The sequence below is a fragment of the Listeria monocytogenes genome, assembly GCF_900187225.1.
GTDB classification, from domain to species: Bacteria; Bacillota; Bacilli; order Lactobacillales; family Listeriaceae; genus Listeria; species Listeria monocytogenes.
Genome location: NZ_LT906436.1, coordinates 2,725,153 through 2,737,595 on the forward strand (window position 1 = coordinate 2,725,153; position 12,443 = coordinate 2,737,595).

Annotated in this window: 11 protein-coding genes; 7 read left to right on the forward strand and 4 right to left on the reverse strand. The window is 38.9% G+C overall.

The features are described from left to right. Positions 1-71 precede the first annotated feature (71 nt). From CKV70_RS13880 to CKV70_RS13890, 3 genes are all read left to right on the forward strand, one after another. Positions 72-953, forward strand: a complete 882-nt coding sequence (locus CKV70_RS13880; RefSeq protein WP_014589148.1) for a helix-turn-helix domain-containing protein — start codon at positions 72-74, stop codon at positions 951-953. A gap of 84 nt (positions 954-1,037) precedes the next feature. After that, positions 1,038-1,493 (forward strand): MerR family transcriptional regulator, encoded by a 456-nt coding sequence (locus CKV70_RS13885; RefSeq protein WP_003722088.1) that lies wholly within the window; start codon positions 1,038-1,040, stop codon positions 1,491-1,493. Next, the gene (locus tag CKV70_RS13890; RefSeq protein WP_003722089.1) at positions 1,493-1,897 is read left to right on the forward strand and encodes a cupin domain-containing protein; all 405 of its coding nucleotides are present in this window, start codon (positions 1,493-1,495) and stop codon (positions 1,895-1,897) included. The genes CKV70_RS13885 and CKV70_RS13890 overlap by 1 nt, the downstream gene beginning before the upstream one ends. Before the next feature lie 42 nt (positions 1,898-1,939). Here CKV70_RS13890 and CKV70_RS13895 read toward each other — a convergent pair whose 3' ends face one another. From CKV70_RS13895 to CKV70_RS13905, 3 genes are all read right to left on the reverse strand, one after another. After that, positions 1,940-2,551 (reverse strand): HAD family hydrolase, encoded by a 612-nt coding sequence (locus CKV70_RS13895; RefSeq protein WP_003732097.1) that lies wholly within the window; start codon positions 2,549-2,551, stop codon positions 1,940-1,942. Positions 2,552-2,564: 13 nt separating this feature from the next. Then, positions 2,565-2,933: an RpiR family transcriptional regulator gene (locus CKV70_RS13900; protein ID WP_003722091.1), complete on the reverse strand. Its 369-nt coding sequence runs from the start codon at positions 2,931-2,933 to the stop codon at positions 2,565-2,567. 83 nt (positions 2,934-3,016) lie between these two features. Continuing rightward, positions 3,017-3,769: a MurR/RpiR family transcriptional regulator gene (locus CKV70_RS13905; RefSeq protein ID WP_014601208.1), complete on the reverse strand. Its 753-nt coding sequence runs from the start codon at positions 3,767-3,769 to the stop codon at positions 3,017-3,019. 165 nt (positions 3,770-3,934) lie between these two features. Between CKV70_RS13905 and CKV70_RS13910 the strand changes: the two genes are divergently transcribed. Genes CKV70_RS13910 through CKV70_RS13925 form a run of 4 tightly spaced genes read left to right on the forward strand, consistent with a single transcriptional unit; the run spans position 3,935 to position 11,416 of the window. Beyond that, complete coding sequence (locus CKV70_RS13910; protein ID WP_003722093.1) at positions 3,935-5,893, forward strand: fructose-specific PTS transporter subunit EIIC; 1,959 nt, start codon at positions 3,935-3,937, stop codon at positions 5,891-5,893. A 60-nt stretch (positions 5,894-5,953) separates the two neighbouring features. Next, entirely contained in the window at positions 5,954-8,602 is a 2,649-nt protein-coding gene (locus CKV70_RS13915; RefSeq protein WP_014601209.1) for a glycoside hydrolase family 38 N-terminal domain-containing protein, read from the forward strand. Between the two features lies 1 nt (position 8,603). Beyond that, positions 8,604-10,286, forward strand: coding sequence for a sugar phosphorylase (locus tag CKV70_RS13920; RefSeq protein WP_014601210.1), 1,683 nt, complete (start codon positions 8,604-8,606; stop codon positions 10,284-10,286). After that, positions 10,283-11,416, forward strand: coding sequence for a glycerate kinase (locus tag CKV70_RS13925; protein WP_014601211.1), 1,134 nt, complete (start codon positions 10,283-10,285; stop codon positions 11,414-11,416). Before CKV70_RS13920 ends, CKV70_RS13925 begins: the two co-directional genes overlap by 4 nt. Before the next feature lie 3 nt (positions 11,417-11,419). Here the strand turns inward: CKV70_RS13925 and CKV70_RS13930 are convergent, their stop codons facing one another. After that, entirely contained in the window at positions 11,420-12,376 is a 957-nt protein-coding gene (locus CKV70_RS13930; RefSeq protein WP_003722097.1) for a LacI family DNA-binding transcriptional regulator, read from the reverse strand. Positions 12,377-12,443: the final 67 nt, after the last annotated feature.

Here is a 12,443-nt window from a genome sequence, read left to right on the forward strand (position 1 = left end):
TCCCGGGCAATAATTTGACTTCCTATCTTTCTTTTGTAAAAATAAAGAATAGAGAAGGGGTGCTATCCACTGTGCATATTAAAATATTAAAAAATAGATATCCCAATATAGTCGTTTCAAAAAATCCAATAAAATCCAGTTCAGATACGATTTCTTTTTTCGAAGAACCGTATTATTTTACTATTCCTAAAAGCAACCTTTCAGAAGAAGAAGCGATGTTATTACATACGCTATTTCCAGAACCATTGCCAACATTTCCTAAAGAATCCACCCAATTTTGGTTCGATTTATTGTTTGGAAACAAGGAATTGGCGATAACAAATGAGAAAGAAACATATCGCATTACGCAGTTCCATATTAAGACAACTACAACTAAAAGCATGTTACAAGAGTGGCAAAAGGCTTTGCTGAGTTTTTTCAGTCCAGAAGCTGAGTTAATTATGTTTTCGACTAACTATGGCGTTATTATTGAAAAATCAACGGGGTCGCTGCTTGGCGAAGAGGAACTAATCGCCGTTGCCGGTACACTTGAAAATGATTTCTATATACAATCCACTTTTTTCATGGGTCTTTTCCATCCGTTAAATGATCGGTTGCGTGGTTTATTTGCAGAAGAACGTGCCATTTTCAACCATAATAATCGTGAGGTAGTTCAGACCGTGGCTTCCGAAAGTTTAAAAGTGATCGCGCTTCGAATGAAAGAAAGTTTAATCACGAATGAACTCAACGACCTTTTCCATCAAGATGACACTTGGATTCCGCTGATTCATACGTTATTTAAAAACCAAGGAAACATCAGTCTCACGGCTAAAGAGCTTTTTATGCACCGGAATACCATTCAATATCGTTTGGACAAATTCTATGAGCAAACAAACTTATCGCTCCGCAAAATGGACGGGTTGCTCTTAGCTTATCTATCTACACTTCAAACAAATAATAGCAATCATGAATAAATGATCATGGTTGCTTTTTCGCTTGACTTAAAGTTCACTTCAAGGAATAGAATAGTTATAGAAAATCAGTAAAGGAGAATGGTCATGACCAAAAATAATATTAGTTTTTATGTAGTGGATGCTTCTGAAGAATTAACAATGAATATCAAAGAAGCTAGTGAAAAAAGTGGCGTTTCTGCCGATACAATTCGCTACTATGAACGAATTGGTTTAATTCCACCCATACACCGTAATGAAAATGGGGTCCGTAAATTTGGTGCAGAAGACTTACGATGGATTTTATTTACTCGCCAAATGCGCCGAGCTGGTTTGTCTATTGAAGCCTTAATTGATTACTTGGCACTTTTCAGAGAAGGCGAACACACACTGGAAGCTCGCGCCGAATTGCTGAAAAAGCAACGTATTGAGCTAAAAAACCGCATTGATGTTATGCAAGAAGCGCTCGATCGACTTGACTTCAAAATAGATAATTACGATACCCACCTCATTCCGGCTCAAGAAGAACTAAAAGATTTTAATGTCGAAAGGAGTAATTCATAATGACTACACTTGAAAATAGCGTTATTTTTGATAAAGGGGAACTGATTACTAATGATTACTTTATCGGAAATACTTATTTAAAAATGCTTGTCCCTGAAGATACTGTTTACAATTGTCCGATTGGGAACGTTACGTTTGAACCAGGAGCCAGGAACAACTGGCATAAACACGACGGCGGGCAAATCCTACTTGTGACAGGCGGAATTGGCTACTATCAAGAGGAAGGACAACCTGCCCAATTGCTCAAAGAGGGCGACGTGGTGACTATCCCTAAAGACATGAAACATTGGCACGGCGCTACGAAAGATAGCTGGTTTGTCCACTTAGCCATTTCGACAAATGTGGAATTAGGCGGAACTACTTGGTTAGAACCTGTTTCCGACGAGCATTACAATAATTTATAACAAAAAACCCGCTAGCCTTCATTCAAGGTTGGCGGGTTTTACTTATTTACTTACATAAGCTAAAATATCTTCTGGTTTTTCGAAGACAAGTTCAGCCTGTTCAAATCCATCAGTTGTCTTTGCACCCCAAAGCGCTAAGCCAAAATGAGCTCCAGCCGCATGAGCACATTTCATATCATAAGAAGAATCGCCGACATAAAGCACCTCATGTGGCTCTCTTCCAAGAATTTCTAAACCTTTAAGCAGTGGATCTGGATGAGGTTTATGGTTTTCCGTATCACTTGCGCAAACGATTGCTTGAAAATGATCCTGAATATTAAATGGATAGAAACCTTTTTCCATTTCTAACGCATTTTTAGAAGTAACAACGCCGCTTTCTGGAATAGCATGCAGTACTTTATGAATACCTTCGAAAACCTCTACTTCTTCAATGAAAGTTGCTTCTCTTTCAATCCATTTATCCAATACTTTTTCTTGATCTAAAATGTTTAATTGTTCCACCGCAGCTGCTCCAGTAATTCCAAGTACAAATCGTAGTTCATCCAGTTCATAACTTAATCCTTCTTCCGCTAAAACAGCTTGAAGAGAATGTAAAACAGCTCTTTCCGTGTCTAGAATAGTTCCATCTACGTCAAAAATTATTGCTTTATACATATAAATGCCTCCTTCAAGATTTTGCGAAGTTGTGATAGTGGTGGGTTGTATATCTTGCTTTTTTCTTATTTTCAGCTTTTTGGATTGCTGAGCTATCGGTACCTTTATTTTGAAGCAAATCTCGGAATTCGCGCAAATTATCATGGGAATTTCCATTTATTTCAAATTCAATATTATCGCAGCTAAATGTTAGCATGATTTCCTCTTCTTCTCGAACTAACGCCATATGACCTAATTTCGCAACTGGAAATGTTTGTCGTTTTTTCATACCCAAACTGAAATCTTGGTCAAAAACAAGATAGTCTCTATCGATGTAAAACTCTCCGAATTGATACTCCATTCCAAGTGCTGAATTAATCTTGCATACTCCATCTAATTTCATATCATTCGCCTCCTTCATTGCCTTATATATTAGTTTTAAATGATGAAATGGGTTTCATGTCAAGCAATTTCATAAAAATATTTTTAAATAAGTTTTTTTTGCTGTTCAAAAATATTTAGAATCAAGTCAATCACAATTAACAGCGGGGCATGATGATGTTTAAATGAATCTTCACCAAACTCCTCACTTGAAGCATAAATAATCGTCTCCACATATTGAGAAATCTGCGCATTAGGATTATTCACGATAGCAATGACATTCGACAAATTATATTTTAAATGTTCCGCGAGCGAAAGCGTATTTTCTGTGCCACCGCTTTCAGAAATAATAATAATTAAATCATCTCTTTCAACAATTTGTGGCAAAATATCAATAATGAATGAATCATACGTAAAAACTACATTCTTTTTCGATGTAACAAGACTTTTGGAAAAATATTCTCCTAATGTTTTCGTCATACCTAGACAGGCAATATAGATTTTAGGCGCATAAGCAATTCTCGTCGCAACTTGCTCAATTTCTTTTTTTGGAAGTTGCTCAATTCCTAAACGAATTTTTTCTAAAAATGTAGAAGAATAGTCTTTGGAAAGGGGTTTTGTTTCTGTTTTATCCGAGTGAAGTAAAAATTTCAGCTCAGAGAAACCGGAAAGCTTTAATTTATGACACATTCTAATAACAGTTGTAGTACTGACATTGGTGGACTCCGCTAGAGATGTGAGTGACATTTTTTCAATGGTAGAAATATGGTTGTCAATATAGAAGAAAACTTGTTTTTCAGCAGGACTTAAAAATTCAATTTGAGGCGCAAACAAGCGATAAAGCGAAGTGGCTGACATAATAAATACCTCCATGGCTATCCGAATTAATTTTAGTATACATGAAATAAAAGCGATTGCACAACACTGCGTACAATTGTACGGTTTTCGTACTTTTTCAATAAAATATTATGGTATAACTAAAGTAACCTAGGGAAAAGACTGTTAATAAAGGAGCTGATAGCATTGAAATTAAGCGATATTACATCGGAGCCACTCATCTTTTTAGATAAAGATTGGCGCACTAAAGAAGAAGTATTTGATGGATTAATTGATGCTTTACACAATCAAGGAGTTTTATCAGATAAAAATGAATTCAAAAAAGCTGTCTTAGAACGCGAAAAGATTTCTGAAACTGGTTTAGAGAAAGGTTTTGCTATTCCACATGGTAAATCTAAAGCCGTTAAAAAAGCTGCTTTTGCATTTGCTCGTATCAATCAACCAATTAATTCTTGGGGCAGCATTGATCCAACAAATGAAGTAAAATATATCTTTTTATTAGCTATTCCAGAAAACGAAGCCGGATCAACTCATTTAGAACTTTTAGCGGCATTAAGTAAGCGTTTACTAGACCCTGCTTTTATTGAGAGCATTTCTACCGCTCCGACAGTAAACGAATTTATGCACGTACTCGATTCTGAACAACAAGAAGATGAAAAAGTAGATTACAACCGGAAAATCGTTGCTATTACAGCATGTGCAGCGGGTATCGCCCATACATATATGGCAGCGGAAGCCCTTGAACTAGCTGGTAAAGAACTTGGTATTGAAGTTATCGTCGAAAAACAAGGTGCGAATGGTATTGAAGACCGCATTACTCCTGAAATTCTTAAAGGCGCAGAAGCAGTCATTTTTGCGACAGATATCACTGCAAAAGATAAAGAACGCTTCGCCGGAATGCCTTTTATCCAAAGACGTGTTGCTGAGCCACTTCGTAGCGGTAAAGAAATGATTGAAACAGTATTGAGCAAACCAGATGGCTATGTAAAAGCTGATACAGATGGTTCGGAACAACAATTTGATAATAATAAGAGCAGTGTTTTCTCGCAAATTTATCGTGGGATTTTAACTGGTATTTCTTATATGTTACCTGTTATTGTCGCAGGTGGTTTAATGATTGGTATTGGCCAACTTGGCGCAACTGCCTTTGGTCTTGAAAAAGTTATTGGTAATCCAGAGTATGCAACAAACTCTAACCAGCTTATTGTTATCTTCCATTATCTCGGTTTATACGGAAATATGATTATGAAATTCATGTATCCTGTTTTCGGTGCCTTCCTTGCTTACTCAATTGCTGACCGTCCTGGACTTGCTCCTGGGTTTATCGGTGGTGCTTTCGCAGCAGGGCTACATTACACCTTCTGGGGCGTAGATGGCGGTATACCATCTGGATTCTTCGGTGTCCTAATTTTAGGTATCATTGCCGGATTTGTTGCTAAATTCTTAAACGAAAAAATTAAATTACACAAAAATTTACAAGCTATGAAACCAATGTTCCTGATTCCAGGGATTACCGTTTTAGTCTTGTTCTTCGTCAATTACTATGTGGTCGACCCGGTATTCGGGGGCTTAAACGCATGGTTACAAGAACTAATTATTCAAAATCAAGATGCAAGTGCTGTACTACTTTCGACAATTATTGCTTGTTTGACTGCATTTGACTTAGGTGGACCAGTCAATAAAGCAGCTGGAGCTATCGCAATCGGACTCGCAGCAGACGGAATCTTCCCGCTAACTGCTCGTGTTTTAGCAATCGTTATCCCGCCAATCGGACTTGGGCTTGCGACTGTATTAGATAAATATGTTGTTAAACGTCGTGTTTTTGATGAAAACCTACGTGTTGCAGGTACAACCTCTATTTTCCTAGGGTTTATTGCCATAGGAGAGGGCGCGATACCGTTTATGCTACAAAATCCGCTTATCACGATTCCAATTAATATGATTGGTGCTTCTCTTGGTGCGGTTACTGCAGTATTACTTGGTGCAGTACAATGGCTTCCACTTCCAGCAATTTGGGGTTGGCCGCTCGTTGAAAATTTCTGGGCCTATGCGATCGGTTTAATTGTAGGTATCGCCTTTATTACATTCGCGAATATCTTCGTACGCTACGGCTTAATCACACGTAAAGAAAATAAAATCAAATAAATAAATAAGCTGACAGGTACTCTCGTTAGTACCTGTCACTTAATTTGAGAGGTTTTTAAAATGAAAAAAAATAAAATTGTACATGTTGTTGCACATTCCCACTGGGATCACGAATGGTATTTCACTATGGAAGATTCCAATATCTTATTAATTGAGAATTTAGACTATCTTTTAAACGTTTTAGAAACAAAAGATTCATTTGCTAGTTATTCCTTTGATGGTCAAATGTCTGTCATTGAGCGTTATTTAGACATTCGTCCGGAAAATAAAGCGCGCGTTCAAAAACTTATCCAAGATCGTCGTCTGTTCGTCGGTCCTTGGTATACACAAACCGATAGCTTGTTAGTTAAAACAGAAGCTGTGATTCGTAACTTACTTTATGGTTATAAAATGGGCGAAGAATTCGGTCATAGCATGAGTATCGGTTATTCCCCAGATATTTTTGGCCAGCATGCTTATCTGCCAGCTATTTATAAATCATTTAATATGGAACATAGCATTTTCCAGCGTGGTGTTTATAATGATCAAGTACAAGAGGACCTTAACTTCCACTGGACTTCTCCAGACAACAAGTCCATCCCAACCAACAATATTTTCTTCGGTTATGGACCAGGTAAATTTTTAAGCAGTGAAAAAAGTTATGTAGAAACGCGTCTTCTGCCAATTTTAGATCGACTTGCTGAAATGAACACACATACAGATGTCCTTCTTTTACCAGCAGGCGGTGACCAAGTACTTGTGCGCGAAAACTTCCCAGAAATTGTCGCGGAATTAAATGAGATGGACTTAGGATATACCTTCATTCTGTCCGATTACGAAGCATTTATGAATGATGCTTGGACTTCTACTTTCCCGAACGAAATCACTGGCGAATTGCTTGCTTGCCAAAAATCACGAATCCACCACACATGTCGTTCAGAACGCTACGATATTAAACGTCTTAATTACTTAGTAGAAAATAGATTAGTCAACATTTTAGAACCACTTGCAACAATGGCCAATAAATTCGGAATCAAATATCCTAAACCTTGGTTAGATATTATTTGGAAAAAATTATTTGATAGCCACGCTCATAACGGAATTGGTGCTTCGAATTCAGATGACGCGAACCACGATATCGTCGTTCGCCTAACAAGCGCACTTCGAATGACAGATGGCTTAATTAACCTTTTGAAAAAACAAATCACGAAGGCCGTTAGTCAGGAAATGGGCGACGAAAATATTGCGCTACTATTCAATACTAACCCTGTACCAGAAGAAAGAACGGCAAAACTAACATTATTCACTCCTGAAAAATCATTCCAACTTTTCTCCGGTGATGCGGAAGTGACTTTCAGCGTTGTACATCAAGAAAAATTAGACGGTGGACGGAAAGTAATTGTAACTGCAAAAGGCGAAAAAGAAGTCGCTGTTCCTGATTATTATCGTACAGAAATCTACCTAAAAAGTGGCCTAATCCCTGCACTTGGTTACAAAACATTGCAAGTGAAAGCCGTTACTACAGAAATGGACCAATTAATCAGCATTTCCAAACAAACAATTGAAAATGAAAAAATCATTGTTCAATTCGAAAACGGGAAAATCAATCTTTTAAATAAAGAACAACAAAGCATTATTAATGACCTAATTCGCTTCGAAAATGTGGCTGACGCTGGGGATTCCTTTGACTTCTCACCACTTGAAGGCGACCAAGCCATCTATATCGAATCAAGCGAATTACTAACCGTTGAAAAAAATCATCTATATAGCAAAATGATGTTAAAACATACTGCTTTAGTTCCGAAAGATTTAGAAGCCCGTGCACAAAAAACAAATACAGAAACAGTTGAAATTTTAACAGAAATCGAACTTTTTGACGGCGAAGAATTTGTTCGTGTTCGCCATACTATCGATAATAAAGTAAAAGACCACCGCATTAGAGCATTGATCAAAACAAATGTAGCAGAACCTAAATTTTCTTACGCAGACCAAGGTTATAGCCTCATGAAACGCAGCGTCATAAACCCTTACCTTGCAAATTGGCGCGAGGACAAATTCGTGGAAGCACCTGTGCCGATTTTCCCAGTGGAAAATATCGTCGCTGTTTCTGAAGAAGACGCAACACTTGCCTTGTTAGTTGGCGGTATCAAAGAATATGAAATCTTACCGAAAACTGCTGAAATTGCTGTGACTCTTTTCAGAAGTAATGGTTTGCTTGGAAAAGATGATCTCATGTGGCGTCCAGGCCGCGCTTCCGGTATTAATAACAAAGTCGTTCCTACACCAGACGGCCAAATGCTTGAAGAAATGATTTTTGAATATGCTGTGTACGTACAACCTGAGAAACTAAATGAACAAACGCTCTACGCGCAATCTAACATTTTTGAAGGTCATACAGAAACCTATCACTTACAAAATCTAAATACATTTGAAGAGCGCCTAGAACGTTTTGAAGTAGATTATCCAATCGATCGTCTGCCAGCTCAAAATTCTATCTTTGAATTAGATAACCCGAACGTATTCATGAGCACTTGCAAAAAATCATGGGATGGCACTGGCACAATTATCCGCCTATTTAACCCATCAGACAAAGAAGAAACGGTTCGCTGGACAACTAACGCTTCCAGTTTTGAAGTTTCACTAGCGGAGGAAAAAATCGCAGAACTAAAAGAAAACACTATCTGTATTCCTAAAAAAGGATTTGCAACTATTTTGTTGGAAGGAGAATAATATGCAAACCGAACTGGTTAATCAAATAGAAGTAAAACTAAGAAAAATTTATCAAGCTGCATACCAACCCGTATACTTGGAAAAAATGCTCGCATGCGCTGAAAACTATTCTAATAATACGCGTGGTTCGATTGATACTATTTCCGAAAAAAACGTCTATCTTATTGCTTATGGCGACAGCATTTTCGAAAAAAACAAGCATCCGTTACAAACATTAAATGAGTTCCTACAAGAATATGCTCAAGATGTTATTACAGATGTCCACTTGCTGCCGATTTTTCCTAGTACGTCAGATGATGGCTTCTCTGTCACAGACTACAAGCAAATTGACGAACAGCTTGGCGACTGGGATGACGTTCAAAAAATGTCTGAGAACTTCCGAGTGATGCTTGATTTCGTAGCGAATCATATGTCGAAATCAAGTGATTGGTTCAAGCGATTCTCCGATAACGAAGCGCCGTACAATCAATTTTTCATCGAGAAGGACAGCCAATTTGATTATAAAAACGTCACTCGTCCGCGAACTTCTCCGCTGTTCCACAAATACGAAAACGACAAAGAACTTTGGACTACTTTTAGCGAAGATCAGTTAGACTTAAACGTCCGTAATATCGATTGCCTTGTAGCCTTAACAGATGTCCTGCTTTTCTATGCATCCAAGCAAGCTACAAGCATTCGTCTTGATGCCATTGGATTTTTATGGAAAACATCTGGCACGACTTGTATGCACCTACCAGAAACGCATGAAATCATTTCGCTTTGGCGTCTGCTGATTGATGAACTATATCCGAATCTGCAAATTATCACAGAAACCAACGTCCCTCATGAAGAAAACATTAGTTATTTTGGCGATGGCGAAAATGAAGCAAATATGGTTTATCAGTTCCCGCTTCCGCCACTTGTGCTCCATACCTTCACTTGCCATGATACAACGAAACTTTCGAAGTGGGCGAAATCCATTTCACAAGTTTCTAGTACAGCGACTTATTTTAACTTCTTAGCAAGTCATGACGGAATTGGTATGCGCCCTGCGACCGGAATTCTTTCCGACGAAGAAATCAATTCTCTCGTCCAAAAAGCGGTCCAAAACGGTGGCCAAGTCTCCTATAAAGACAACGCAGATGGCACGCAGTCGGTATACGAACTTAATATTAACTACGGTGAAGCCCTGCAAAACCCGGGCGAAGACACAACCGAAGAACTCGTAACGAAAAAAATTATCGCTGCCCATAGTATTTTGCTAACACTTCAAGGCGTCCCAGCGATTTACTATCATTCCCTTCTAGGTTCTAAAAACGACCTTGTTGGTTACGAAGAATCCGGTATTAATCGCCGCATCAACCGTGAAAAACTGGAAAAAAATCAATTGGTTCATGAACTTGAAACAGACACTTATCGCCAAACCATTTTCACATCGCTGAAAAAATTGGTGCAAATCAGACGAAACCACACCGCTTTTTCACCATTTGCAACCCAAGAAATTTTAGATTTAGGACCAGATGTTTTTGCGATTAAACGGGAATCTGAGAAAGAATGTATTTATGGAATTATCAACGTCACTTCTCATAATATCCGCAAAACGCTCGCTTTCTCCGGCACGAATTTATTAACCAATCAACCCGTTGCGAGTGAACTTGATTTAACCGCGTATGAAGTTGTCTGGATTAAGAAGGCTGTCCAATGAAAATCGTCATCGCACCTGATTCATTCAAAGAGAGCGCCACTGCGGTGGAAGTAGCAACTGCCATAAAAAAAGGCTGGACTAAAGCTCGTCCAGCCGATCAAATTAGCCTTGCCCCTGTTTCTGACGGGGGTGAGGGTTTTCTTACTGTTTTAAGTGAGTCTTCCGAGGTGGAATTGTTCCAAGCAGAAGTAACCAACCTAAACGGTCACAAAATAACGGCCCCCTACGGTATTCACACTAGCCAAGAAACTGCGATTATCGAGTCCGCCAACACGATTGGATTAGATTTAATCCCAGCGGCAGACCGCAATCCAGCTTACGCGAGCTCTAAAGGAGTCGGTGAACTAATTTTGGCGGCACTGAATCACAACGTCAAAAAAATCATTATCGGGCTAGGCGGAAGTGGTACAAACGATGGCGGCGCTGGGCTAATCCAAGCTTTGGGCGTTGCACTACTTGATAAAAACAAACAGCCTATTCCGCCCGGCGGTATTCATTTGCAAGAGCTAGCCTATATTGATGCCAGCAATCTTAACCCAAAGCTGAAAAACATTCAATTCCAAATAGCCTGTGACGTGACGAATCCACTTCTTGGAGAAAACGGTGCTACATTTGTTTTCGGTGCTCAAAAAGGGGCAAGTCCCGACATGCTCGTTAAACTAGAGAACGCCATGCAGAACTACGGAGCAAAACTCGACCAATTTTCTTCTCAAAAAATCACCACAAAAAAAGGAGCTGGAGCCGCTGGTGGTATCGCTGCTGGACTAATGACCTTCCTAAATGCAGACTTATTAAGCGGTTCAACTCTTGTTATGGAACTTTCTAATATGAAAGATAAAATGAAAGACGCCGATATTGTTATTGTTGGTGAAGGACGAATGGACAAGCAATCGATGATGGGGAAAATTCCTGTTCAAATCGCTCAAGAAGCTAAAAAACAAGGTTGCTTCGTTCTGGCTATTGTCGGCAGCCTTGCACTCGAAAACAACCTAGCCCAACAGCACGGCATCGATGCTTTTTTCCCAAACATCCCTGAAATAACAGATTTACCCACTCTTTTTGAAAATACGACGAAAAACCTCGAACGTACGGCGGAAAACATCGCCAAACTAACTTTAATTGGCAAATAATTTTTAGACTGTTTTTCTTCTAATCAACTCATGCTCCACTTTAATTCTTTGCAATTTGCCTTGCTCAAAAATAGTAAAAGCATTTTCTCCCAATTTTTTTAGGTTATGATCAAGCGTTGTGATTTCTAAAACCTTACCAATTGGGAGATTTTCTTGCCCTAAAATAGCGACATCTTCCGGAACACGCAGACCGAGTTTTTTCACGTGATACATAACCCCCGCTGCAACCTCATCACCATTCGCATAAATCGCATCAGGCCAGTCTTTCCCCGCTGCAAAAAAATGCTCCCCAGCCTTCAAACCATCTTCAAGCGTATAACACTCACTTAAAAACCGATTATCACCCACTGGACCAAAAACTTGCTCATAAGCATTAATTTTTCCATATGTACTCGTACTTTCACGCGATGCTCTCCCCGCTGTAAAAGCCACTTTTTTATAACCTTCATCTTCCAAAAACTGAAATCCAGCCCGGTATGCTTTCACGCGGTCAATATAAGAGCACGATACTTCTTTTGATTCCACATACTCGCACGCAATAATCGGCCCATACGCAAGGTACGGCAAAATCACGTCCCAATTATTGGCACGAGAAGTAATAATCAGGCCATCCACCTGTTTCGTTTTAAGACGCATCAAGTACTTTTCTTCTTCTTTCGGATCATATCCTGTTGGAAAAAGTGTTACCGAATAACGGTTTTTAAAAGCTACTTCCAAAATACCATTTACAATTTTGTCAAACCACGGGTGATCATTATAAGGTATAATCACGCCAACCGTATTTGTTTTCCCACGCGCTAAATCCATGGCACTACGGTTAGGTGAATAATCTAATTCATCAATAACAGCTTTCACACGGGCTCTTTTCTCCTCCGCAACATACGGATGGTTATTGAGCACTCGTGACACTGTCGTCACTGAAACTCCCGCTAATTTGGCTATTTCTTTAATATTGGGCATTTTAAAAACCTCATTCCTAAGAAAAAAGTGCGGACAGATTTCTCATACCGCACTCCTATTTTTATCA

Excerpts from the sequence above, each read along its gene's own strand:
- CKV70_RS13925 (WP_014601211.1), top strand. The coding sequence starts at position 10,283 with ATGAAAATCGTCATCGCACCTGATTCATTCAAAGAGAGCGCCACTGCG.
- CKV70_RS13915 (WP_014601209.1), top strand. The coding sequence starts at position 5,954 with ATGAAAAAAAATAAAATTGTACATGTTGTTGCACATTCCCACTGGGAT.
- CKV70_RS13920 (WP_014601210.1), top strand. The coding sequence starts at position 8,604 with ATGCAAACCGAACTGGTTAATCAAATAGAAGTAAAACTAAGAAAAATT.
- CKV70_RS13885 (WP_003722088.1), top strand. The coding sequence starts at position 1,038 with ATGACCAAAAATAATATTAGTTTTTATGTAGTGGATGCTTCTGAAGAA.
- CKV70_RS13900 (WP_003722091.1), bottom strand. The coding sequence starts at position 2,933 with ATGAAATTAGATGGAGTATGCAAGATTAATTCAGCACTTGGAATGGAG.
- CKV70_RS13890 (WP_003722089.1), top strand. The coding sequence starts at position 1,493 with ATGACTACACTTGAAAATAGCGTTATTTTTGATAAAGGGGAACTGATT.
- CKV70_RS13895 (WP_003732097.1), bottom strand. The coding sequence starts at position 2,551 with ATGTATAAAGCAATAATTTTTGACGTAGATGGAACTATTCTAGACACG.
- CKV70_RS13905 (WP_014601208.1), bottom strand. The coding sequence starts at position 3,769 with ATGTCAGCCACTTCGCTTTATCGCTTGTTTGCGCCTCAAATTGAATTT.
- CKV70_RS13930 (WP_003722097.1), bottom strand. The coding sequence starts at position 12,376 with ATGCCCAATATTAAAGAAATAGCCAAATTAGCGGGAGTTTCAGTGACG.